Below are 24,089 nucleotides of genomic sequence, written 5' to 3' on the forward strand. Positions count from 1 at the left end.
CTGTCTGCGTATATTTGCCTGCATCTGCGGTTGTATTATGTTTTATTCCCCGTAGTGGCCGCCGACAACCTTACCCCGAAACACAACATAATTGTAGATGTTGTAAAAAATCATAATCGGGAGCAGAACGCCCATGAACACAATCATAAATACCAGGGCGCTGGGCGAAGCTGCGGCTTGGTAAATCGTGATTTGTGAGGGAATAATGTAGGGAAAAACAATCAATCCCAAGCCGATGAAAGTAAGCAAAAAAATCAGAATCGTCCAGACAAACGGCGTGCGTTCTTCTTTGTTTGCGAGACTTTTCAGCAGTAGCCCCACCAACAGCACTCCCAACAAAGGAATCGTGGCAAACACATAAACTAGCGGTTTATCGAACAACCTGGATCTAGCACTTTCGTAAAAAATCGGAGTGGCGATCGTAATTAAAACTGCTCCGATTAAAGTCGTCACCGCCGCAATTTTAGCCGTGCGATAGTGATTTGTTTGCAGTTCGCCCTCCGTTTTCATAATTAGATAGGTTGAACCGATCAAAACATAGCCTTGAATCAGCGTCAAAGCAACCAAGATCGATCGCCAATCCAGCCAATCCCAAGTAGAACCTACAAAGTGACCAGCTTCATCAACCGCAATGCCTTCGAGCACCGCACCGAGGGCAAATCCTTGAGCTAAAGCTGCTAAAAAACTGCCAGCACCAAAGGCATAATTCCAGAATAACTTGCGATTAGAATGCTCGCGAAATTCAAAGGCTACAGCCCGAAATATCAAACCAAAAAGCATCATGCAAATCGGTATGTACAGCGCTGTCAAAATCGTACCGTAAGCGAGGGGAAATGCGCCAAATAAAGCGCCACCCATTAACACCAGCCAAGTTTCGTTAGCGTCCCAAACGTTACCCAAACTCGTCATTAAAATGCCCCGGCGTTCCTCATCGGAAGCAGTCAGAGACAGGATGCCTACTCCTAAGTCAAAACCGTCTAGCATGACATATAGCAGGAGAAACAAAGCCAAAACAACAAACCAAACTTGTGGGAGAAAATGCTCCAAAGCTTGCATAAAATCTCCTATTGTTGTGCTTCCAAGGGACGTTGATCGGGAATGTGTTCTATGGGTTGACTTTCGATTGCAGGTTCATTGTCTAATCCCGGTACCGGCAGACTTAAATTAGGCCCTTGGCGGATAATTCTGCTGCCAAAATACAAGGCACAAGCAAACAAAAAGCTGTAAATAACGGCAAAGAAACTGAGAGAAGTTAAAACATTGCTGGCGGGGATGTTTGACACCGCGTCAGCAGTGCGAATTTGGCCGTATAAAGCCCACGGTTGTCTGCCGACACAGCGGACAATCCAACCGGATTCTACAGCAATATATCCCAGAGGAGCAGCTAATACCCAAGCGCGCATCAGCCAAGGTTGACTGCTAATATTTTCAGCAGAAAGTTTGCCTCGCATCCACTGAATTATACTGAACAGCATCAGTGCTAAAAAGAAGAACCCAATCCCGGACATGATGCGGAAACAATAATAGATTAAACCCACCATTCTGGGTCTATCTTCTGGTTTCCATTCCTTCAATCCGAGTACGGGTTCGGATAGTTTTTGTTTGAATTCCAAAACGTATCCTAAGCCATTGGGGACGCTAATTTCCCAGTCATTTTTTTGGGCTTTTTCATTAGGCAAAGCTAGCAAAGTCCAATCTGCTGACTCTCCCGCTGCTGAAGTTTCCCACTTAGCTTCGATTGCTGCTAATTTAGTGGGTTGATAGTGATAAACTTGTTCAGCGCTCAAATGTCCGATGTATATCTGCAAAGGTGCAACGGCGATTGCTGTCGCTATGGCAATTTTTAAAGACTTGGAAAAAAAGGCTTGGTTGCGCTTATTGAGAATGTACCAAGCGCTAATTCCCCCAATGACAAACAGCGAAGTTTCTAACGTCGCAAAAAACATATGGAGAATGCTGTTTAATGCGAACGGATTCATAATTGCTTGAAAGTAATCGCTGACAATAAACTTGCCATTGACCATTTCTCCGCCTGCAGGAGTTTGCAGCCAAGAGTTAGCGACTAAAATCCAGACTGTGGATAGGTTAGCGCCGAAGGCTACCATGATTGTAGCGAAATAATGGACGATCGGGTGAACGCGCTCCCAACCAAACAGCATAATGCCTAAAAAGCCGGCTTCTAGCATAAATGCCATGGAAGCTTCAAAGCCTAAAATGCTGCCAAAAAAGTCACCAACCGCTTCCGAAAATGGTGCCCAGTTTGTGCCAAACTGAAATTCCATCGGAATTCCTGAAGCTACTCCAATACCGAAGTTGAGGACGTAGAGTTTAGACCAAAAACGAGCGTGATGGTAGTAGTCGGGATTGCGAGTTTTCAGCCACATTCCTTCAACAATTACCAGATAAATTCCCATTCCCGTAGTCAGAACTGGCCACAGCATATGGAATATGGCGGTTAGCGCAAATTGCATCCGCGATAGCGCCACGGTGTTAGATAAGATATCCATCGTTATATTTTTTGCTCAGTTCAAGAGAGGTTAGCTTGCACAAATTCCATAAGGGACACTGGTTATAATGTAGTGTAAAAATTTGTGACATTTTGTAGAGTGGGCAACTTTTAAGGTTTTATACAGATTTCGGTTGTATTTTTTTGTATGTTAAAATAGGTAGATTAGGATTTGCCCTTGGGTGGGGGCGGGTTTATGAGATTGTGGGTTTGAGGCATTTATTGTTGGTGAACCCGCCCTACAAGATTTATGTTCGGTGAGGGAAAGATTATCTTAGCGAACCGTGACTGTATAAGTCAGTTTAAAGGGTTTAAAGTTAGCTTTATTTTTGGCTGTTCCGCTCAATTCTAGTTCATAAATTCCAGCCTTGGGAAACACGATATCAGCTCCCGGAATCCCTTGATATTTCTCGGCAGATATGGCGGTTAAAAGCGGCTGCATCAGCGGCTTATCCCCCTCTTTACGATTTTTAGGATAAACAGCCAATTTGCAATTACACTGCTCTAGCGGGATAATTTGACCGCCCCTGCGAGTGAGCGCAAACCACACTCTCGCAGGCTGTCCGACGCGGGGATTGTGGTTGGGTTCTAGGTGAAAGGTAGCGGCGACATCTCCCGATACTTCGACTTCGTGCGCCAAAACTAAAATCGAGTTTAACTGCGGCGCATTGGGAATTGTTGCTTCAATTAGCAATCCTAAAAAAACTAACAATCCCAAACTTTTACTTTTGTTTGACAGGCGAAACATAGAAATTCTCCAGTGATAAAACTGACCAAAAGAAGCGCGATCGTACAAACATAACTAACACCACAACCACCGCTAACACCGCTGTCAGCAGTTGATTGTGCAACTTCCATTCAAAACCGCCGAGATAGTGGGAACCGATGAGTGCCGCGTGTACAGCGCACAGCAAGAAAGCTGGAACGCTTAACAGGTGAAACATTCGCCACAGTGGGCCTAAATAATTTTGAATACGATCGCAACTTGTAACCGCCGCCGGCAACATCAACAGCAGCGACAGCATCCCAGCCGCCATTCCCAACTGATGCTGCGGCAACATAAAAGATAGCGCGTCAAAATTCCATTTCAGCGTATGATCCAGCATATGAAACGTGTGGGCGACTGCGAGGAAAAACGCGCCCACACCCAAAGCGCGGCGGTAGCGCAACAGTTGCGGCAAAAACTTGCTAACCGGACGCGCCAACAGTGCTAGCATCAAGCACAGCAGCGCTGCGTGGCCAGTAAAATCAACCATTTCATCGGTTCGCAACAAGGTAAGAATCCCGATCGCCACCGTCACCCAACCAGCCGCACGAAACAGTTGACTGCGCTTGTCCGCGCTCAATCTGCCAGCAAAAAAACCCACTCCCAGCATAGTTGGCAGCGTGCCGAGTCCAAAAGCCAGCATCGTCGCCGCACCCAAAACCGGGTTTCCCGTTTCCGCCGCCTTAATCTGCGCCGCGTAGAGGAAACCGCAGGGGATCAAACCCCAAAGCAAACCCAAAGCAACCGGCACCCACCAGTTTTTTTGTGCCGAAAGCTTGCTCATTGCTTGTCCGACTCGATCGTGCGACAGCGGGTGCAACCGCGGCAATTCCGGCAGCAAGTTCGGTTTAATTTGCACTACTCCGAACCAAATCAGCATCGTGCCCGTCAGAAGTGCGATCGCCCGCCGCAATTCGCTACCCGTACCGGCCAAAAGTCCGCCAGCAATTAACACCGAACCCAGCCCGCCAATTGCAGCACCAACCAAAGCGTAAGCAGTAATTCTCCCCAAATTTAGCAGCAAATGAAAGCGGAAAGCAGCTAATTTATCGTTGCGGGAATTAGAAAGAGAAAACGCCATTGTCAGCGGGCCGCACATCCCGGCGCAGTGACCGAAACTGCCGAGAAATCCCAAAATTGCAATTAGCAGCAGGTCTAGCATCTGGAGTCAGTAGTCAGCAGTCATTAGTTATTAGTTTTTTTACTGCTGATTGATTATTGATGAGTGTTGAATATCATAAATGTAGCCTATCGATTTTGTCAAAAGACAGTCTGTTAATCGATTTTAGATTTTAGATTTTAGATTTTAGATTGACTTGCGCGAGATAAATGCGGGGGCTTGAGGATTTTCTATTTTCGATTTTGGATTGATTCCACGGATAAATCACGTGGCGGGTATCACCTTTGAATTTCGTGGTCAAATTTATCTCAATCAGAGGGGCGGGTTTATTTATCCCCTGAGTTAGTTACAAATATTTCTCGTGAAACCCGCCCCTAATGACTAATGACTAATGACTAATAACTACTTTTGTTCTGGATGGGCCGCCGTCGGCGAAGCTGCACCCATTTGATTAATAGCAGCAATTAGCTGATAAAGCCGCCCAAAATCCCGCTGGTTGAAATGCAAAGTCAGGCGCGGCATATCGAAAGTTTCATCTCCAATTTCCGGCGGCAAAGCTTGACTTTTTTCAATTTTTCCGGTGACAACAATATCGCTAAAATCAGTATTTATCCGATCGACATTCTCATCAGAAAGCTGTGTCTTCAAGCGAATTACCAGTTTTTCGCGCACGTAGCGGCAGGAGTGATAAACCAGATAAAAACTACCGATCGCCTCGCAAGCGACATTTATATCGTCAGTAATCGTATACAGGCTGCGATCGTCGGCTGAAATCAAACCCCGGCCGCGCAATTGTTTTTGTACAAAATAATTCCAATCGTGCCAATAATCTCCTCCCGGTCGATCGATCAATACCACAGGAGCCGGTCCGAACTTGCCAGTTTGAGTCAAAGTCAGACACTCAAAAGCCTCGTCCAGAGTGCCAAAACCGCCCGGAAACAGAGCTAAAGCATCGCTCTCCCGGAGAAAAAATAACTTACGAGTGAAAAAATATTTAAAATTGAGCAATTTGGGATCGCCGGCAATGAAAGGATTAGAACTCTGCTCGAAAGGCAACTGAATGTTCAGCCCAAAAGAACGTTCAGCAGTCGCCCCCTGGTTCCCCGCCTGCATAATTCCTCCGCCGCCGCCAGTAATCACCATAAACCCCTGCTGGGCGATCGCCCGCGCAAAATCTCTGGCCATCAAATATTCTGCCGATTGCGGTGACACCCTCGCCGAACCAAAAATCACAATTTTGCGAACGTGTCGGTAAGGATAAAACATCTCAAAAGCGCTCTCCATATCTCGGAGCGACGCCGCAATAATTTTCCAGTCTAGGCGATCGAGATCCTCTCCGGCCATTTGCACTATAGTAGAGAGCGATCGTTCGATCCACTCAGAGTGCTTCAACATTGGCAAGCGATCGAGCAAATCGATCAATTCAGCTTGGAGGGACTCAAAACCTTGACCAGACCCAGAACGAATCATGAATTTTTCCGAAACGGTAACAAATTGTCGCTACTAAAAATTAAGGGGCAAGCCAAAGTTAGAAGTCAATAGCCACCAGCAAATTGCCCTGCTGACCACTAATAACTTTTCCCGTAGCTTTGCCCCGGTTCTGAAGCGAGTTAGCTTTCGCGGCCCACAAAGAACAGCGCGAAACCGCTCGCAATTCAGTTAAATGTACTTTTCCAGAGTGTTGGCTAGAGTAGTTTTCGGAACTGCCCCTACCACCATATCCACCCGTTGACCCCCCTTAAATATCATCAGCGTCGGAATGCTGCGGATACCGTATTGGCTGGCCACGTTAGGATTCTCGTCGGTATTAACTTTTACTACCTTGACCTGCCCTTCATATTGCTGGGCAATTTCGTCTACGACGGGTGCCACCATCCGACAGGGCCCGCACCAGGGAGCCCAAAAATCCACTAGAACTGGAACTTCGCTATCGAGCACTTCCTGCTTAAAGGTAGAGTCGGTTACTTGCGCGGCTGCTGACATCCCTAGCCATCCTTGTAAATACTATTTCTCGGATAACAAGTCTAGCAAAAAATGTAACCACTTGCGTCAATCGATTTTAGATTTTAGATTTTAGATTTTAGATTTTAGATTTTAGATTTTAGAATTGAAGCATTGACCCCACGGATAAATTCGGGGGGCAAGTTTCCTCGGATACAGGTTTTTTATTTCTGGGTCCTGAGTCTGCTTTCGGTCAACGATTTTAAGAGAAGGCTTCTGAACGAAGAAGGAAGAGGGAAGACGGTATAAGGAAGAAGGCACAAGGTTTCTGAGGATCACGAATTAAATAACTTACAATTTTAATTGTTATTGTGGGATGGGCCTAAGAGCCCGTCTTTTTTGGACGGGCTCTTAGGCCCATCCCACTTTCAAGAGTGGAAGTTATTTAATTCTCATTCCTGAAGGAACAAGGCACTGATGTTTCCCAAGGCACTGATGTTTCCCAAGGCAGAATGCACTTATGTAGAAAAAAAATTCTCCCACCCCCAGACTCTCCCACTCTCCCCCTCTCCCCCTCTCCGGAGGTAAAAGCCTCAGTTGTGTATCTAGTAAGCAAGAGCCAAGATTTCCGGCAAAAAAGGAACCGCCCGAACAGTAGTCCGGGCGGAGTGTGGTGTGAGGAGTGAACGGAAACATGCGTCTCCGCTTCTTCTATTGTGACATCTCCTTCTCGATAATTCCACAATAATTCTGTAAATTTCGAGACTGTGGAACAAATTTTGTCAAGGTATGCTGGTATTCGATCGGTAAATCTACTTACCCATGCCCAACTGCTGAGCTTTTTGATAGACTTTACCCTCAGTCAGCAGAGAAGGAGCAATTACCACTTCCACTTGCTGCATCTCCTTAATGTCCTTAGCACCCAAGGTACCCATGCTAGTTTTCAGAGCTCCGAGCAAGTTGTGCGTACCGTCATCTAGCACCGCAGGCCCCCGCAAAATTTGCTCCACAGTACCCGTAGTCCCCACGCGAATGCGAGTGCCGCGCGGTAAAACCGGGCTGGGAGTCGCCATCCCCCAGTGAAAGCCGCGGCCAGGAGCTTCGGCGGCCCTGGCAAAAGGCGAACCAATCATCACTGCATCGGCACCGCAGGCAATGCACTTGCAGATATCGCCGCCGGTAATTAAACCGCCGTCAGCAATCACCGACACATATTTGCCAGTTTCGCGATAGTAGTCGTCCCGCGCGGCGGCGCAGTCTGCTACCGCTGTGGCTTGGGGCACGCCGACACCCAATACGCCCCTAGATGTGCAAGCAGCCCCCGGCCCAATGCCCACGAGAATGCCCGCAGCGCCAGTTTTCATTAAATTCAGGGCGACTTCATAGGTCACGCAGTTGCCCAAAATTACTGGGATCGGCATCTCTTGACAGAATTGAGTTAAGTCTAGAGGCGTGATCGCTTCAGGGGAAAGGAAAGCTGTCGAGACTACTGTTGCTTGCACAAAAAATATATCGGCTCCAGATTCAGCAACCGTCCGGCCGTATTTGCTCGCGCCGGCTGGTGTACCGCTGACGGCGGCAATCCCTCCTCCTGCTTTAATTTCTTTAATTCTCAGGTCGATTAATTCTGGCTTGATGGGTTCGGCATAGAGTTGCTGCATCAGAGAAACAAATTCGTGGTTCCCCACACTGGCGATGCGCTCTAATATTGGCTGGGGGTCGGCATAGCGGGTTTGAATTCCTTCTAGGTTGAGAACGCCCATTGCTCCTAATTCTGACAGCAAAATGGCCATGCGGACATCGACTACTCCATCCATGGCGCTGGCGATGATCGGGATTTCTCGATCGATCCCGCCAATCTGCCACTTGGTATCTGCCAAACTCGGATCGAGGGTGCGCTGTCCGGGTACAAGCGCAATTTCATCTATGCCGTAAGCTCGGCGAGCGCTTTTGCCCCGCCCAATTTCAATATTCACGCTGTTTCACTTCCACAATGTATTTAAATTAGACTAACAAAAAGTTAGCCCGCCCGAGTTTAGCTATCGCACGGCTGTCTTTAAAAAAAGCTCGGCACTGATTCTGATTGTATTCTGATTATATGAAATCGAAGGGGATACTTTTCCTCAGCAACGGACACGGGGAAGACGCGATTAACTGTCAAATTATCAAAGCTTTGAGAGGATCTGGCGCGGATGTTGATGTTTCGGCGATGCCGGTTGTCGGTGACGGGGCTGCTTACCGCCGATCGACCGTGCCAATTATTGGGCCCACCAGTCAAATGCCGTCTGGGGGAGTTTTTTACATGAATCCCCTGTTTTTCCTCAAAGATATTGGGGCGGGGCTGATTGCTTTGACTTGGCAGCAATTGCAAGCTGTTTGGACGCATTCGCGCCACTGCGATTTGGTGGTGGCGACTGGGGATATTGTCGCCGGGGCGATCGCCCATGCCAGCAACCGCCCCGATATAATTTTTCTATCGGCTCATTCTAGTTATTACGAGGGGCGAGTCAATTTGGGTTTAATCTTGTGGCAGTTGCTTTGCTCAGAGAAATGTCTGGCGGTTTTTACTAGAGATGCTTTGACTGCTGCTGACTTAAACCAACAGGGTTTAAAGAAAGCTCAGTTTGTTGGCAATCCTGTCATGGACAACCTCAATTCTACGGGCAAAGATTTGCAGTTAATACCCGGAGTTCGGACGATCGCCCTTCTCCCCGGTTCTCGCCTCCCGGAAGCCACCGACAACCTCGTTTTGCTGCTGGAACTGGTTAAAGAAATTGCTAGTAACTCTACTTTACCGGTGCAGTTTCGGGCTGCTTTAGTTCCAGCTTTGATGCCTGAATTAGATGATATTGCGGCGCTATCCGCATGGCAAATGCGATCGGGCAAGCTCATGTTTCCAGCAATCAAACGGTCTTTTTATGAACAAAACTTAGTCGAAGTGATGTGTTCAGCCGATGCTTTTGCCGATATTTTGCAGCAGTCGAGTTTAGTAATTGGGATGACGGGAACTGCTGTCGAACAAGCTGTGGGCTTGGGAAAACCTGTAATTGCAGTACCGGGAAACGGCCCTGCCTTTACCTATAGATTTGCGGAGGCTCAAAATCGGCTTTTAGGTGATTCGGTGCAGGTTATTGGCACACAACCAGCAAATTCTGATATTCTCAAGGAAGCTGCTTTGGCAGTCGATCGCACTTTACAAGATGATAAATATTTAGCCAGTTGCATTCAAAATGGTTTAGAGAGAATGGGGCGATCGGGCGGCAGCATAAAAATTGCTAATTATGTGGCAAACTATCTTCGCTATGGATTGTAGTAGGGTGCGTCAATCGATTTTAGATTTTAGATTTTAGATTTTAGATTGAAGCATTGACCCAGCCCAAAAACGGATACGCTGCCACGTACAGGAGTCGTGGAAAGATAAAAATTTTCGACCCTAGTTCAAGCTCCCAGATTTATCTGTGGGGTAAATCGAGAATCTAAAATCTAAAATCGAAAATCTAAAATCGACTGACCCCAGGGATAAATTCGGGGGGCAAGTTTCATCGGATACAGGTTTTTTATTTCTGGGTTCTGAGTCTGCTTTCGGAATGAATCCGGGGGCTTGTATCCTGGATGCTTTCGGTCAGGTTTAAAATTTTCAAGCGCCACGAAAAGTCTAATTCTGACGCACTATTTATTTCCTGGTGCGTCAGTACGAGAGTGTTGATTTGTCGCAAAAATAATTGTGGCTGACGCACCCTACTGCTATTTCAACAACTCAGAAACAGTTTTAAATTCGTAACCTTTCGACTGCAAATCCTTGACAATCATCTCAGTTGCTGCTACGGTTTTCGAGCGATCGCCCCCGCCGTCGTGCATCACCACAATCGAACCAGATCGCACATTGTCAATCACCCGATTTGCGATATCTTCCGCCGTGAGTGTTTTTTCATAATCGTGGGAATCCACATCCCACATAATCAGTTTTTTGTGCATTTGGGATAGCAAATAAGACAAAACTACAAATCGCCGACCCCAAGGTGGCCGAAAACTAATACTGTCTTGCTTAACCCCAACTTCCTGCAAAAGTTTGTCGGTTTTTTCAATCTCAGACAGCAAAAATTCCTGGGGTTTAAACATCATGTCTTTGTGAGAGTAGGAATGGTTTGCCAACTCATCTCCCCTCGCGACAATCATTTTCACGATTTCTGGATGTTTCTCAATATTGCGGCCGATTTCAAAAAAAGTTGCTTTAACTTGATAGCGGTCTAAGATATCTAAAAGCTGATTTGTATATGGAGGATATGGCCCGTCATCGTAGGTGAGGGCAACAACTTTCACGTCGGTATCGGCGCGGTTGATGCCGAAATAATTATGAAATTTAGTAACTTTAATCAACAGCGATACTGCGAAAAATAATGCTATTGTGAAAAGCAGAAAGTTTTGTAAATTTTTACCGATTCGCATAGCTGCACGCACTCGATCGAGAATGAAATTGGATTGTTGTCAGATTATCACAATTTGCGGCGGATGGCATTAATATCGATCGCGCTTGTCCCGTCTGCAAAAAAATGTCAGCACTACTGCCGACGGAGATTCCTTGTTGAGTTTCTACGCTAAAATATCAAAGCAAACAGAGGTGAGAAGAGCGATCGCGCCTGTGAAGAGATTTGAAGAGATATCCACCTAAATGGCAGCGCAATCGCAAATTCCGACACTTTAAGCCATACCCTCCAGCAGCAAGGTAATCTTGTCAATTCCCACCACCTAAACGAGTTTCGCCAGTGTAAAAATTATGCCTCGTTAGCGAAGCCCTCGAAGAGGATCGCACCCAATCAAGCCACCAACTGCTTTAAAAGCGAAAGAAGCCACATTTGTCAGACGGAATTTCTTCTACGATCGCTTTTTCCAAATAGCCGAAAATCATGATTTTGGGTTCATAATACCAAGTTTGGCGGAACTTGGAGATGCGAGCAACTTATAGCTCGACTCGCTAACTCCTTACTTCCCCACTACGCTTCAACTATCAGAGTAATGTTCTCAAGTCTCACGACGCGAACAATTTCACCGGGTTGCAAAGTTATTTCTCGAACGCATTTGGCAGGCCACCAACTGCTTTGAAATCGCACACTGCCGGACTGATTGGGTTTAATTTCTTCTTCAACGATCGCTCTTTCTAAATGGCTGACAGTCATGATTACTTTCTCCCGATTGTAGATTTGCCTTAACTTTCAGCATTGATCGCAAACGACGCTGCAACGATCAAAGTAATATTTTCAATCCCCACGACGCGAACCACCTCACCGGGTTCAAAAGTCATGTCTCGATCGCACTTCGCCGGCCACCAACTGTTTTGGAAACGAACCCGGCCGCATTCTTGAGGGCGAATTTGTTCATCTACGATCGCTGTTTCAACATCGTTAATAGACATCGCTGCTTGCTCCCAAATATAAACTCGACTCGATCGGTGTGTAAGTTAGAAGCTTGTCTGTCAACTTCCCCTGCACACTCAACAGTATCCCCGGCCAACCTCGGCCGTGTCAGTCGGTAAAAGTCTATACAAGTCCACTGTTTGAGCGTGTAAGCGAGTCGGAAAAAGTCTGTTAAAGTTGTGTCATATTGGTAACGCTAAACCTGGTGACTCAATGGAAGCCGATCGTGCACTGGATTTTACCAACTCGTTACTTGTGGCTCGAAACCTGAAAACTCTCGACAACCTTGACAGCGCGATATTTCGCGAAGCTTGGATGGGAGTGCAAGGCAGGACGTACCAACAGGTTGCAGATAGTGAAGGGTATGGAGTAGGGACTGTTAAGGATGCTGCCTCTAATTTGTGGAAGCGGCTTTCAGCGCTGTTTGGAGAAGGAGAAAAAGTCAAAAGAGACAACCTTCAGGCGGTTGTAGAGCGCTATTGGCGTAGCTACTCGAAAGTAGAACCGCAGTCGGGACAAACTGTTCCGGCACAAGTATCTCTCGGACTTGATGCGGATTTGGAAATCGAAAACCCGAATTTTTTGGGCCGGTTCGGGGCGATCGAAGATCTCAATACTCTTGTCGATCAAGGTGCAAAAGTGATTGTCATCCAAAGTGCCGGCGGTATCGGCAAAACGACTTTGGCCAGACAGTATCTCAAATCTCAAGGGTTCGATCGAGTAATTGAACTGTTGATGGCAAAAGAGACAGAGAATATCACAGCTTTGGAAAGCGCGATCGAAGAATGGCTCAAGCAAGACTTTCAGGAAGAACCAGGGCCAGACTTTGGCGTCACCCTGGGGCGACTGAAGCGGCAGCTTCAGACTCACAAAGTCGGCGTATTGATTGACAATTTGGAAGCCGCACTCGACGGACAAGGTAAGTTTATTGAACCCCATCGGCTTTACGTGGAACTGTTGCGAGTTTTGGCTGACGCAGCGGTGCAGTCAGTAACGCTGATTACCAGTCGCGATCGACTGTGCGATTCTGATGTCACCGTCGAACACTACCTGCTTCCAGGATTGGAAGTTGAAGTTTGGCGGCAGTTTTTTAGCGCCCGCAATATCAATATAGATGATGTCGCCCTCAAGGAAATGCACAAAGTTTACGGCGGTAATGCCAAAGCAATGGGCATTATTTGCGGCACGATCCGAGAAGATTTTGACGGAGATATGGCAGCTTACTGGCTAGAAAACAGCGAAGATCCCCTCCTTGAAACAGACTTAAAAAATTTAGTTACCAGTCAATTCAACCGCCTGCAAGAACTCGATGCCGAAGCCTATCAACTCCTGTGTCGCTTGGGCTGTTACCGCTATCAAGACGTGCCGACAGTCCCTACTGACGGACTTTTGTGTTTGCTGTGGGACGTGCCCGAAGCCGGACGCCGACAAATCATTAAATCGCTGTTGCACCGATCGCTAGTTGAGTCTCAGAAGGGCGAATACTGGCTGCATCCAGCAATTCGGGAAGAAGCGGTTGATCGGCTATCGCCCGGAGACTGGGAGACTGCCAATCGCAAAGCCGCCGAGTTCTGGACAGAGAGTGTTGACAATATTGAGACTGTAGAAGATGCGCTGAAAGCTTTTGAAGCTTACTATCATTATGTGGCAATTAGCTGTTTCGAGCAGGCCGCTAGCGTCATCCTCAAAAAAATCAATATCCAGTTTGCCAAAGATTACAAGCTCGGTAGAGCACTATACAAATTAGGTTTCTTGCACCCCATAATTTCAGCCACTACTCGCATCGTCAACAATGTGACTTCTGATTACTATTTGAGTGGCTTATACAGTATTTTAGGCATTTGCTACCGGATTTTAGGCGAAATAAATCAAGCCATAGAATGCCATCAAATATCAGAAATAAAAGCAACTAAATCTTTGCAAATTATAGCGAAAAGCAGCGAGCCTGAAAACGGCAAACAAGCTAATCTGGAATTCTGGAAAGTTAACGCTGCAATTAATATAGGTTTTTGTCAAATAGAAATGGGCGAATTAGAATCTGCTATGGAGATATTTGTCAAGCTGAAAACTTCGCGGGACGAAATCGGGATTAATAGCTATTCAATCAATGTCGGCTTAGCTTTCCTCAACTCCTGTGTGGGAGCAAAAAAAGAGGCGGAAGAACTCGCCGAAAAACTTTATGCCGAGCGGGAAAACAGTCAGTTGGTGGGTACTGGATACAAGTTAGTTTTTCTCGCCGCCACCTATCAAAACCTGGGAGAGACAGAGAAAGCTTTGAGCTTGTACCGCCAAGCGATCGCCCAAGCCGACCAAAACCTGTACAGCACCATCAAAGCCAAGGCTCTCAGCGGTATAGCAGCACTGTACCGAGAACAGGGAGAATTTGACCAAGCCCTGCAGCACCATACAGAAGCAATAGAAATACTCGATCGAACCAGCGCTAAATTAGACCGAGCCGAAGCTTGCTATCAACTAGCACTAACAGAACAAAAACTTGGTAACATCGAGAAAAGTCAAGAAAATTTTGAGTGCGCCATTCAACTGTTCAGCGAAATGGACGCCAGCAAACAAGTAGAAAAAGTACAGTTAGCCGCAACAAAAAAAACAGAAAAAATAGCTAATTAATCGAGCAAAAAATCATAAAATAGATACAATAAATGAAAGAACAACCATAAACTTTGTAGATATGAAACTAAAACGATTGGGACACGTAGCCGTCTGCGTGCAAGACATAGAGAAGTCTGCTGAATTCTACCGCAACTTGGGTATGGAGTTAGTTTGGAAAGATGCAGACTGGGCTTATTTGAAAGCAGGAGAGGACGGACTGGCGCTGTTGAGTCCGAGTTACGACCAAGCAGGGCCGCATTTTGGGTTTGTATTTGACGATCGTACCGAAATGGAATCCGCCTACGAACAACTCAAAGCCGATGGTGTTTCCGTCACCCACATCCACGAACACCGCGACGGTACTGCATCTTTTTACGGCAGAGATCCAGATGGGAACGGTTTTGAATACCTTTACGAACCGGCCTGACGATTCTAGGGCTTACGAATCAAAACCCAAAAAACCGGGTTTTTAGCGGTTTCTGCAAGTTGCAGTGCGTCTTCTCGACAAAAACCCGGTTTCTGACCACGTGCGCGAACTAAATTAAGTAAGCGCCCAGAAAAAAATAGAATACACCAGATACCCGGTTGGGCGTTCCTTCTTCCGTTCCCGGAACATCCCTACAACTCCCCGAATAATCTGAGGTACTAACACCGAGGCTTCTCAAGTAAGGTGCAGGCTGTGAATCCGAAATATATCCACAACTTCCGAAAATCGGCTCGATAATCTAAAATCTAAAATCTAAAATCTAAAATCCTCATGTTGCAGAGAATACAAGTCAGAAACCGCTGGAAATCAATCTTCAAACCCTGGGAAGAAGCAGACCCTTGGCTGTTTGGCGCTTGCATCGCCCTCACCATCTTCGGGGGAGTCATGATCCGCAGCGTCGAAATCAACCAGGGGCTGATCGACTGGTGGCGACACTGGGTAACTGGGGCAGTCGGTTTGTTCCTCGCCATCATCATTTCCCGCTGTCGCTACCAAATACTGCTTGAGTGGAAATGGCTGATTTACATATTAATCAATTTGTCCCTGATCGCAGTGCGGTTTATCGGTACTACCGGGCTCGGTGCCCAGCGGTGGATCAACATCGGCGGCTTCTACCTGCAACCCTCAGAATTTGCCAAAGTAGGCATGATTGTCACTTTAGCAGCTCTCCTGCACGACAAGGCTGTCCCCACGGTGGGTAATATGTTGAGGATGCTGGCGATTATGGCTGTACCCTGGGGATTGATCTTTGCCGAACCAAATTTAGGTACTTCCTTAGTCTTCGGCGCAATCACAATGGGGATGTTTTACTGGGGTAATGTCAATCCCGGCTGGCTAATATTGCTATTCTCTCCTCTCATCTCAGTTCTCTTCAATAACCTGTCTACACCGATTTGGATAGCCTGGGTAGTTGTTGCGGGTATTATTGCTTGGCGAACCCTGCCTTGGCCTTGGTTAGGCACTTTCGGTGCTGTGTTGGTGAACGTTGTTTCTGGACACCTCGGACATATTTTTTGGAATGTGCTCAAGGATTATCAAAAAATGCGTCTGACAGGGTTTTTAAACCCCGAGAAAGACCCTTTAGGCAGCGGATATCACTTGATTCAATCTCGGATTGCTATTGGCGCTGGGGAACTGAAGGGCCGGGGTTTGTTTCAGGGAACGCAAACTCAGCTTAACTTTATTCCCGAACAGCATACGGACTTTATCTTTTCAGCTATTGGCGAAGAATTGGGTTTTATTGGCTGTATTAGCGTGTTGTTGGTATTCTGGATAATTTGTTTCCGGTTGGTGACGATCGCTCAAACTGCTAACGATAATTTTGGTTCTTTGCTGGCAATCGGCGTACTGTCAATGTTGATTTTTCAGGTATTCGTCAATATTGGGATGAACATTGGCTTGGCTCCGGTTACGGGCATTCCGCTGCCTTTCCTAAGTTACGGGAATGCGTCGCTGCTGAGTAATTTTCTCGCCCTGGGGCTGGTGGAGGCGGTGGCCAGCCAACGACAGCGCAAGAAGCGTTGGAATTAGGTCATTGGTAATGGCTAATGAGTTTTGGGAATGCGATCGCCCTTTTGATTTCTTTCGAGAAATTCTGCGGGCGATCGCATTTTTTTTTGATCTGCCAAGGCGCATCTAAATTTTACGCTTCCTGAGCGGAGCCTTGATGAGTGTCAAGTTTGATACAATTATTGTCTGGCGCGCGCGGCGAGAACCCGCCCAACAATAAAATTTAGAGTCCTAACAGCTTAAGTAGATCAACTTAATTAAACCACTCCTGACGCAAAAAATAAATGGTTTTATGCGCTATGGGTAAGCCACTATCTGTGCAGTGGACGCCCTCATGAGGACGTTATCAATGCCTGAAACCATTGCTATTATTACATCTTTTTTTCTTCTTCCTTCTTCCTTCTTCCTTCTTCCTTCTTCCTTCTTTCTGACATCCGTTACATCCGTTACATCCCGTACATTACTCGTTGCCGAACTTCCTTCGCCTCTGATTACTCGTTCATATTCTTGTACGTAGCAACAGCCGAAGGCGAACTCCGGTTTAAATAACGGAAGATCCAATACTTAAATACCGTATCCAAAATCACTGGAAAAGTTGCAATGAACAAAAATATGAACTGCCTATTTTCTGGCAGTCCCAAATGCCTCGATAAACCTTCGAGAATTACTTCCCAACCGTGAGGCGAGTGAAATCCGACAAACACATCTGTAAACAAAATAATTACGAAAGCTTTTGCACTGTCGCTGAGACCGTAAATCACATCGTCCATGAAAGACTTTAAAATCTCAATCTCTTTCTTGTTAGTGACGATAATCGAAGCGAAGGCAATCAAGGAAATCAAATCAGCAAAAATATTTTTAATAGCTCCCCCACTTTCAGCGCGGTATTCCTCCGCTATTTCAACTGCTTTTTCGGCAATCTTATTTTCCGTTTCCTCTAAAGAAAGCGAGGGAGCCGTGCCTATTAACCTTTCAAATTTGAGGCGCTGCTCAAATCTCTCCAGTTCTTGGAATGCTTCTTCTTCCAGGTTAACATTTATGAAAAGTGAAGCATTTTCTTGACCTCTCAAATGATCAACGATCGGACCGACTAGAAAGTTTTTTGAAATTTGATTTGTCAACAGCGGAACCAAAATCAAAAGCAAAATAAATCTGAGAGAAATAATTGTTTTGACTTTGGAATTGCGAAAATTCTTGACTACTTCTTTTTCAGCTCCCGGGTCTAAATCTTTAGTGATTCGATTCAAAGTCCCCAAAAGCGATCGCGGTAATAAATTGACTTCTTCATAGTTAGTGTCAACCTCACCATCGTGAATTTGAACAGAATTAGCTGAACCTTTATTTTTGGGGTCAGGTGGAGAACTGCTATTTGTAGATTTTGCCTGCACATTTACCGAACTGACAACCGGAACAATTGCCGTTGATCTACTATTATTAATATACTTGTCGATGACTCCATCAATAAACTCTAGCTTCTCAAATATAAGGGAGGCTCTATCTTTATTGTTGAGATGTAATCCGTGCTGGTAATAATCAGCGCTGCGCCCCGTTCTGGGTTTAGCCCCCACTCGCTCCGGCAGTTCTAAAAAAGAACGGCTAGCATTAAACTCAACCATTCGGGTTTGGATGACCTTGAGGTATTTTTCCAGTTCGGATTTAAAGTAAGACAGTGTGCTTTGTCCGTAATCTCGCGATCGCTCAGAGATTCCTTGGCCGCCAAAATGCTCGTCTTCGATCGCCTTAATTGCTAACGCAGCATCGTAGGCCTGTTCTAGAGCCCTCTCAGGGGTTTCTCGATACCATTGGTGAAGGCTGTAGAGATATTTTACAATCCTGTTCCACGGAGAAGTATTCATAGCTAAAGCTGGTTAGTTGGCTGTAGACATTAGTGATTAAAGTATTCACGGTATGGTAACAAATTTACATAAATTGAGAACGGCCACCGAAGATTCAATTTGGATTGTAGGATCTGCCCGAAGCGGCAAAACCACTCGTTTAGTCGAGCAGTTCTGCATTTGGAGCAAAACTGTCAAGCCTCTTCCTGCAACAGTTTCAGGGCGATCGAGTTCCGGGCGGCGGCGGGCTGGACAAACTGCCCCAGCAATTTTAGTCTTAGCAGCTAACGGAGACAACCGGCTAGAATTGGCCGATCGCATCGCCGTCGCTACCGAAGGAAAATATACCTTTCACTCGACAACGCCCTTCGGTTTTTTTGAGCAGGAGGCATTGTTATTTTGGCCCCTGCTAGTTCAGTCGCTGGATTTGAGGGCTCAATTTCCCTTGCGACTGCAACCTGAAACAGAACTGGAACTTGCCGCGAGACTCTGGCGTCGCGAATTAGACGAAGGGATTTTGCAAAAAACAGGGGTAAGTCCAAACCGAATGGTGCGTCGAACACTAGACTTATTACAACTTGCTGCTGTCAGCGGTACACCGAGAGAAGAGATTCCTAGCATTCTGGAACAGGGATTTGCTGGTGACGGTGGCTCGATCAACCTGTGGACTAGCATGGGAGAGTTGCTGGAAAGGTGGCGGGAATGGTGCTTGACGCGGGGGCTCCTGACTTACGGGATTGTTTGCGAACTCTACTGGCGCTATTTGTTGCCGGATGTTAGTTACCAGAAGCATTTGGCCTCTAGATACCAAGCTGTGATCGCAGACGATGTTGACGATTATCCGGCGATAAGTCGCCATTTGTTCGATCGAATGCTCGACCAAGGTGCAGTGGGGGCTTTCTCCTACAATCAGGATGGAGGAGTGCGTTTGGGCTTGGGGGCTGACACGGAATACCTAGCCCGACTCGAAAGCCGCTGTCAAAGCGTGGAAAATTTGGACGCAACAGCAGGTTTAGCCCCAGAGATTGGAGATTTAGCGGTAAGTTTAGCAGTTAATTCTGAGGGTTTTTATCCTTTAGGCTTGAGTTTGCCCGGTAAAGTTCGATCGCTCCAAACCACTTCCCGGGCTCAACTGCTGCGAGAAACCGCCGAAATCATCGTGGATGCGGTGAAGTCACAAGCCGTGGAACCGCAGGAAATCGCCGTAATTGCCCCTGGGATGGATGCGATCGCCCGTTACAGTTTAACGGAAATTCTGGCGCGAGATGGTATCGCCGCCGTATCTCTCAACGATCAGCGTCCCCTCTCGACTACCCCAGAGATTCGAGCTTTACTCACTTTGTTAGCCTTAGTTTATCCGGGACTCGGCCGTTTAGTCGATCGAGACGGCACAGCCGAAATGCTGGTAGTGTTGGGCAGCCAGAAACACCGTTCATTGGAAACAGAAGATTCCAACTCGATGTTCAATCTAACATCTCAAATTCACCATCAAAAATCGATCGACCAAGTGAGAGCAGGTTTAATCGCCGATCACTGTTTTTGTCCAGATATCGATCGACCTCAACTGCTGCCAATTACAGCTTTTCCCCGGTGGGACAGACTGGGACACCGAGCAGCCAGGGCCTACGAGCACATTGTCGAGTGGATCGAACAACAGCGATCGCAACAGCAGGAGCGGCTGTTGCCGAGCCCAATTGCCCTGCTCGATCGAGCCATCCAGAAATTTCTCATGAACGACAGATACCTCCCCTACGATCGGCTAGCAGCCCTGCGAGAGTTAATGGAAACCGCCACCCACTACTGGGAAATCAACGGGCGAATGCAGCGCGTAGAACCAACAAATGGCGGCGACTCAGAAACGATCGCCCGGTTCATCCAGTTGTTGCGCCAAGGAACAGTCACCGCCAACCCCTTTCCAGTGCGTCCAGAAGGCCCAGCAGCTAGAGCCGTCACCCTCGCCAACATCTTCCAATACCGCAGCAGCCGCCGCGCCCACAAATGGCACTTTTGGCTGGATGCAGGCTCGCCCCTGTGGCTGAGCGGCGGTGCGGCGACATTGTTTGGCGCTCCCTTATTTTTGCGATCGCAACAGGGGCGTCCCTGGGAAACCGAAGAGGAAACGGCGGCCGACCAACAGCGACTGCGGCGAATTCTGCTAGATTTGTTAAGTCGCTGTTCCCTGCTTTACCTTTGCCACAGCGAACTATCCGTCAGTGGACAAGAACAAACCGGGCCGCTTCTGCCCCTAATTAACAGCTCTGTTTCTTGTCAGCAGTCAGCATAACCTTCGCTTCTGCAGGCAAAAGGCAAATCTGTATTCAGCATTCGACATTCGGAAAGAAAAAATTATGACGGCGAAAATTTTTATTTTTTCTGATTCTGGATAAATACACCGGGCTCACTCCAAGCGCGACTTCTAGGTTCTCTCGAACTGGCGCGATATTAAAGTATACCCAACATAGGCATCAAAACGTGCAATCATTAATATTTTGAGATCAAAAGATGCCCGGCTTAAAAAATATCTATAGCCGTGGCAGTTTTGATTTAGTATGTTAGAAATGATGGGGTTATTAATCAATTTTAAGCCAGATTGGTGGCAACAAACTGATACTAATCAGTTCTTAAAGTAAATCGGGATCGTCGTTTAAAGGAGCCAAAATAATGCCAAGTGCAGTGCCATTAGTAATTATACCACCTCCAACACCAGAACCAGAGACGCCAGAACCAGAGACGCCAGAACCAGAGACGCCAGAACCAGAGACGCCAACACCAACTCCGACTCCGACTCCAACACCTCCAACACCTCCCTCCGGGGACGACACAATTGGCGACATAGACGACACAGGGGGCGGAGGCCAAGGTACCTCGCCCGGAATCATCGGCGGCGTAGTCCGCGGCACAGAAAGCAACGACTCCTTAGCTGGCAGTCCCGGCCCAGACGTGATTTCCGGGCTGCAAGGCAACGACACCTTGCAAGGAGTCGGAGGCGACGATTTACTATTTGGCAACGACGATGACGACGTGCTGTTCGGCAATGAGGGCAACGACGTTCTTGATGGCGGTTCAGGACTCGATACCCTGTACGGAGGCAAAGATAACGACTCCCTCGATGGGGGAAATAACCCTGACCTGCTTTATGGCAATGACGCCAACGACACGGTAATCGGAGGCGAAGGCAGAGACACGGCTTACGGCGGCAAAGGCAGCGACAGCTTGCGTGGCGGTTCTGGCGACGATAGCTTTTTGGGCGATCGAGGCGACGACATTCTGTGGGGCGACCAAGGCAACGACTCGCTCTTCGGTGGTGACGGCGAAGACTTGCTATTTGGCAACGAAGGAGGCGACTGGCTCTACGGAAACGCCGGCGGGGACACAATTTTTGCCGGCGACGGCGATGACATAGTATTCGGCGGTGACGGCGACGACATCGTGGACGCCGGTGCTGGCAACGACGTTATTTGGGGCGAAGCAGGCAAAGACGTAGTGGCAGGAGGCGAAGGCAGAGATGTCTTCGTCATCGGTGCATTCAGTTCCCCCAGCGGCAGCAGCGACGGCACTAACGCGGCATTTATCACCACAGGCGGCCCCGATCTCGCTGATGCCGACATTTTCACAGACTTTCGCCAAGGCGAAGATTTAATCGGGTTAAGTGGCGACCTCAAGTTTGAAGATTTGGTAATCTTCCAAAGCACCGAGACCAAAGCCGGCAGTACGATTATTCGCAACGGCGTCAGCGGCGACTTTTTAGCAGTATTGCCCGGAGTAGACAGCAGAACCCTAGGGCGAAGCTCATTTGTAATTGCCCCCACAGTTCCCGGCAGCGCAACTCCGCTTCCCCTACCGACACCGACAACCAGTCCGACACCGACAACCAGTCCGACACCGACAACCAGTCCGACACCGACAACCAGTCCGACACCAGACGAGCCGGTGCCGACGTTCCCGACGCCGAATTTGCCGACGCCGACAGGAAGTCCGACGCCGACAGGAAGTCCGACGCCGACGTTCCCGACGCCCATCTTTAACCAACCTCCAAGAGCAGTTAACGACAACTTCACCACGGTTGCGGGTCAAGAACTCAGTTTCAACGTTCTGTTGAACGACACTGACCAGGAACAAAGCGCTCTGACTGTCACGACTTTTGCTCCAGCAAGCAAAGGAAGCCTGGTTCCCGTGGGCGGCGGCGTATTCAAATACACCCCGAATCCGGGCTTCTCGGGTACTGACAGCTTCAGCTACTCGATCTCAGACGGCAGCGGCGGCACAAGTAAGGCGGTAGTAACCATCAACGTCAGTAGCCCCCCGCAGCTAATAATTAACGACGGTGTGGTGGTTGCCAAAAGTAATCCTACCCAGACAATTACTGCCGCCGATTTGTTAATCACAGATCCCGACAACAGCCCCTTGGAAATCGTTTACACGATTACTAAAGCCCCCGATGCTACCAGAGGTTTTGTCCAAAGGGGTAGCACCTTTCTCAACGTGGGCGGCAAATTCACGCAAGACGATATCAACAACAACATCGTCAAATACAACTTGCTGGCAGCAGGTGGCAGCGACACTTTCACGTTTACAGCCTCCGACGGGTCTGCAACTATCGGGCCGGCATCCTTCAGCATTACGGTGGTAGATAATATTGTCGATCGCAGCGCACTCCCGGCCAGCAGCTTTACAGGCAGCAACCTCAGCGACTTCATCCTCGGCGGGGCCGGCGACGATACCCTCTCTGGGGGCGACGGCAACGACATCATCGATGGCAGTGGCGGCAACGACCTCGAATTCGGTGAAGCAGGCAACGACTCGGTGGTGGGTGCGATCGGCAACGACACCCTTGACGGCGGACTGGGCAACGATACTGTTGACGGCCAAGACGGCATAGACTCGCTGATCGGCGGACTGGGCAACGACCTGATGTTCGGTGGCAATGACAATGACATCCTAGGCGGCGGTGACAACAACGACACCATTGACGGCGGAACAGGCAATGACTCGATATTGGGAGAATCCGGCGAGGACTCGATACTTGGTGGCGCCGGGATTGACACCTTACTTGGTGGCATTGGCGACGACTCCCTCGACGGCGGTGCCGGCGACGACATCCTAGACGGTGGATTGGGCAGAAACTTGCTCGACGGCGGTATCAATAACGATTCCATCTTGGGCGGCGACAACGATGACACGATGTTGGGTGGAGAAGGCAACGACACGGGACTAGGAGGTTCCGGCAATGACTACGTGTTGGGCGAGGCCGGCAGCGACTCCCTCGACGGCCAAGCGGGCGACGACACTCTCGACGGCGGTGCCGGCAGTGACTGTCTCAGCGGCGCCTTCGGCAATGACTTGGTATTGGGCGGCGATGACAACGACTCGCTTTCCGGTGGTGCAGGCAATGACATTTTGGGCGGTGGCAACGGTTCTGACTTGCTCACGGGTGATGCTGGCAATGACTTCTTCTACTATGAAACTCCCAGCGAAGGCGTGGACGTGATTGCTGACTTTAACGCTAACGGCAGCGAGACCGACAGATTTTTGTTCAGGTCGTCAAATTTCGCAGGTTTAACCAATTCAGGAACTACTCTCGATTTCACCAGTTTTATCGTCAGGAATATCGGGTCTAGCGGCGACGACATCAGCAAGCAATCAGTCATTTTGTTTGAATCTAAATTTGATAACGCTCAAGCAATAAATGCAGTGTTGAAGAATCAAAAGGGTTCGAGCAAAACGGGAGCTTTCTTCGTGTACCTGAACAATACTTTTAACAAGTACGTTCTCGGCTTCGACCCGAATGTGGCAGATGACAGTCTCCCAGCTTTCGATTTGGCAGTGTTGAATTCTATTCCTACAGTGCCGGGAGCGCTCAGCACCGTCATTACTGCATCTGACTTTAAGTTTATTTAGTAGTTTTTG

General features: G+C 47.9%; 17 protein-coding genes. 6 read left to right on the forward strand and 11 right to left on the reverse strand.

Annotated elements, in window-relative coordinates:
- Nucleotides 1-42: 42 nt before the first annotated feature.
- The 7 genes from cydB to QUA03_RS11580 all read right to left on the reverse strand — a co-directional run bounded on the left by cydB (nucleotide 43) and on the right by QUA03_RS11580 (nucleotide 8,309).
- Nucleotides 43-1,056: a cytochrome d ubiquinol oxidase subunit II gene (gene cydB, locus QUA03_RS11550; RefSeq protein ID WP_333212164.1), complete on the reverse strand. Its 1,014-nt coding sequence runs from the start codon at nucleotides 1,054-1,056 to the stop codon at nucleotides 43-45.
- An 8-nt stretch (nucleotides 1,057-1,064) separates the two neighbouring features.
- Nucleotides 1,065-2,507, reverse strand: a complete 1,443-nt coding sequence (locus tag QUA03_RS11555) for a cytochrome ubiquinol oxidase subunit I (RefSeq protein ID WP_333212166.1) — start codon at nucleotides 2,505-2,507, stop codon at nucleotides 1,065-1,067.
- Between the two features lie 273 nt (nucleotides 2,508-2,780).
- Nucleotides 2,781-3,254, reverse strand: coding sequence for a hypothetical protein (locus QUA03_RS11560; RefSeq protein ID WP_333212168.1), 474 nt, complete (start codon nucleotides 3,252-3,254; stop codon nucleotides 2,781-2,783).
- Nucleotides 3,229-4,434: an urease accessory protein UreH domain-containing protein gene (locus QUA03_RS11565; protein WP_333212170.1), complete on the reverse strand. Its 1,206-nt coding sequence runs from the start codon at nucleotides 4,432-4,434 to the stop codon at nucleotides 3,229-3,231. The genes QUA03_RS11560 and QUA03_RS11565 overlap by 26 nt, the downstream gene beginning before the upstream one ends.
- A 360-nt stretch (nucleotides 4,435-4,794) precedes the next feature.
- Nucleotides 4,795-5,862 carry an LOG family protein gene (locus tag QUA03_RS11570; protein WP_333212171.1) on the reverse strand — a complete coding sequence of 356 codons (1,068 nt, stop codon included), beginning with the start codon at nucleotides 5,860-5,862 and terminating at the stop codon, nucleotides 4,795-4,797.
- A gap of 189 nt (nucleotides 5,863-6,051) precedes the next feature.
- Nucleotides 6,052-6,375, reverse strand: coding sequence for a thioredoxin (gene trxA, locus QUA03_RS11575; RefSeq protein ID WP_006631199.1), 324 nt, complete (start codon nucleotides 6,373-6,375; stop codon nucleotides 6,052-6,054).
- Nucleotides 6,376-7,145: 770 nt separating this feature from the next.
- Nucleotides 7,146-8,309, reverse strand: coding sequence for a GuaB3 family IMP dehydrogenase-related protein (locus QUA03_RS11580; RefSeq protein ID WP_333085617.1), 1,164 nt, complete (start codon nucleotides 8,307-8,309; stop codon nucleotides 7,146-7,148).
- 122 nt (nucleotides 8,310-8,431) lie between these two features.
- Between QUA03_RS11580 and QUA03_RS11585 the strand changes: the two genes are divergently transcribed.
- Nucleotides 8,432-9,646, forward strand: coding sequence for a lipid-A-disaccharide synthase-related protein (locus QUA03_RS11585; RefSeq protein WP_333212173.1), 1,215 nt, complete (start codon nucleotides 8,432-8,434; stop codon nucleotides 9,644-9,646).
- A 431-nt stretch (nucleotides 9,647-10,077) separates the two neighbouring features.
- Here QUA03_RS11585 and QUA03_RS11590 read toward each other — a convergent pair whose 3' ends face one another.
- The 3 genes from QUA03_RS11590 to QUA03_RS11600 form a co-directional block, all read right to left on the reverse strand.
- Complete coding sequence (locus tag QUA03_RS11590) at nucleotides 10,078-10,779, reverse strand: polysaccharide deacetylase family protein (protein ID WP_333212174.1); 702 nt, start codon at nucleotides 10,777-10,779, stop codon at nucleotides 10,078-10,080.
- Between the two features lie 545 nt (nucleotides 10,780-11,324).
- Complete coding sequence (locus QUA03_RS11595) at nucleotides 11,325-11,507, reverse strand: NfeD family protein (protein WP_333212176.1); 183 nt, start codon at nucleotides 11,505-11,507, stop codon at nucleotides 11,325-11,327.
- Nucleotides 11,508-11,536: 29 nt separating this feature from the next.
- Nucleotides 11,537-11,743 (reverse strand): NfeD family protein, encoded by a 207-nt coding sequence (locus QUA03_RS11600; RefSeq protein WP_333212178.1) that lies wholly within the window; start codon nucleotides 11,741-11,743, stop codon nucleotides 11,537-11,539.
- A gap of 214 nt (nucleotides 11,744-11,957) precedes the next feature.
- Here QUA03_RS11600 and QUA03_RS11605 point away from each other — a divergent pair, with 214 nt between their 5' ends.
- The 3 genes from QUA03_RS11605 to rodA all read left to right on the forward strand — a co-directional run bounded on the left by QUA03_RS11605 (nucleotide 11,958) and on the right by rodA (nucleotide 16,368).
- On the forward strand, nucleotides 11,958-14,369 hold the full coding sequence (locus QUA03_RS11605; RefSeq protein ID WP_333212180.1) for a tetratricopeptide repeat protein: 2,412 nt from the start codon (nucleotides 11,958-11,960) through the stop codon (nucleotides 14,367-14,369).
- A 61-nt stretch (nucleotides 14,370-14,430) separates the two neighbouring features.
- The gene (locus QUA03_RS11610; protein WP_190661613.1) at nucleotides 14,431-14,778 is read left to right on the forward strand and encodes a VOC family protein; all 348 of its coding nucleotides are present in this window, start codon (nucleotides 14,431-14,433) and stop codon (nucleotides 14,776-14,778) included.
- 330 nt (nucleotides 14,779-15,108) lie between these two features.
- Nucleotides 15,109-16,368 (forward strand): rod shape-determining protein RodA, encoded by a 1,260-nt coding sequence (gene rodA / locus QUA03_RS11615; protein WP_333212181.1) that lies wholly within the window; start codon nucleotides 15,109-15,111, stop codon nucleotides 16,366-16,368.
- Between the two features lie 470 nt (nucleotides 16,369-16,838).
- On the opposite strand, the gene QUA03_RS11620 is transcribed toward rodA, so the two are convergent.
- A complete protein-coding gene (locus QUA03_RS11620) occupies nucleotides 16,839-18,203 on the reverse strand; it encodes a proton extrusion protein PcxA (protein ID WP_333212183.1) in 1,365 nt (454 codons plus the stop codon).
- A 52-nt stretch (nucleotides 18,204-18,255) separates the two neighbouring features.
- Here QUA03_RS11620 and QUA03_RS11625 point away from each other — a divergent pair, with 52 nt between their 5' ends.
- Entirely contained in the window at nucleotides 18,256-20,466 is a 2,211-nt protein-coding gene (locus QUA03_RS11625; RefSeq protein WP_333212184.1) for a recombinase family protein, read from the forward strand.
- Between the two features lie 377 nt (nucleotides 20,467-20,843).
- Nucleotides 20,844-24,080: an Ig-like domain-containing protein gene (locus QUA03_RS11630; protein ID WP_333212186.1), complete on the forward strand. Its 3,237-nt coding sequence runs from the start codon at nucleotides 20,844-20,846 to the stop codon at nucleotides 24,078-24,080.
- Nucleotides 24,081-24,089: the final 9 nt, after the last annotated feature.

The sequence above is a fragment of the Microcoleus sp. S36b_A4 genome (assembly GCF_036700645.1).
In the GTDB taxonomy this organism is placed as follows: Bacteria; Cyanobacteriota; Cyanobacteriia; order Cyanobacteriales; family Microcoleaceae; genus Microcoleus.

What these genes read in the sequence shown, in the direction of transcription:
- cydB (WP_333212164.1), bottom strand. Translation starts at nt 1,056, where the DNA reads ATGCAAGCTTTGGAGCATTTTCTCCCACAAGTTTGGTTTGTTGTTTTG.
- QUA03_RS11555 (WP_333212166.1), bottom strand. Translation starts at nt 2,507, where the DNA reads ATGGATATCTTATCTAACACCGTGGCGCTATCGCGGATGCAATTTGCG.
- QUA03_RS11560 (WP_333212168.1), bottom strand. Translation starts at nt 3,254, where the DNA reads ATGTTTCGCCTGTCAAACAAAAGTAAAAGTTTGGGATTGTTAGTTTTT.
- QUA03_RS11565 (WP_333212170.1), bottom strand. Translation starts at nt 4,434, where the DNA reads ATGCTAGACCTGCTGCTAATTGCAATTTTGGGATTTCTCGGCAGTTTC.
- QUA03_RS11570 (WP_333212171.1), bottom strand. Translation starts at nt 5,862, where the DNA reads ATGATTCGTTCTGGGTCTGGTCAAGGTTTTGAGTCCCTCCAAGCTGAA.
- trxA (WP_006631199.1), bottom strand. Translation starts at nt 6,375, where the DNA reads ATGTCAGCAGCCGCGCAAGTAACCGACTCTACCTTTAAGCAGGAAGTG.
- QUA03_RS11585 (WP_333212173.1), top strand. Translation starts at nt 8,432, where the DNA reads ATGAAATCGAAGGGGATACTTTTCCTCAGCAACGGACACGGGGAAGAC.
- QUA03_RS11590 (WP_333212174.1), bottom strand. Translation starts at nt 10,779, where the DNA reads ATGCGAATCGGTAAAAATTTACAAAACTTTCTGCTTTTCACAATAGCA.
- QUA03_RS11595 (WP_333212176.1), bottom strand. Translation starts at nt 11,507, where the DNA reads ATGACTGTCAGCCATTTAGAAAGAGCGATCGTTGAAGAAGAAATTAAA.
- QUA03_RS11600 (WP_333212178.1), bottom strand. Translation starts at nt 11,743, where the DNA reads ATGTCTATTAACGATGTTGAAACAGCGATCGTAGATGAACAAATTCGC.
- QUA03_RS11605 (WP_333212180.1), top strand. Translation starts at nt 11,958, where the DNA reads ATGGAAGCCGATCGTGCACTGGATTTTACCAACTCGTTACTTGTGGCT.
- QUA03_RS11610 (WP_190661613.1), top strand. Translation starts at nt 14,431, where the DNA reads ATGAAACTAAAACGATTGGGACACGTAGCCGTCTGCGTGCAAGACATA.
- rodA (WP_333212181.1), top strand. Translation starts at nt 15,109, where the DNA reads ATGTTGCAGAGAATACAAGTCAGAAACCGCTGGAAATCAATCTTCAAA.
- QUA03_RS11620 (WP_333212183.1), bottom strand. Translation starts at nt 18,203, where the DNA reads ATGAATACTTCTCCGTGGAACAGGATTGTAAAATATCTCTACAGCCTT.
- QUA03_RS11625 (WP_333212184.1), top strand. Translation starts at nt 18,256, where the DNA reads ATGGTAACAAATTTACATAAATTGAGAACGGCCACCGAAGATTCAATT.
- QUA03_RS11630 (WP_333212186.1), top strand. Translation starts at nt 20,844, where the DNA reads ATGCCAAGTGCAGTGCCATTAGTAATTATACCACCTCCAACACCAGAA.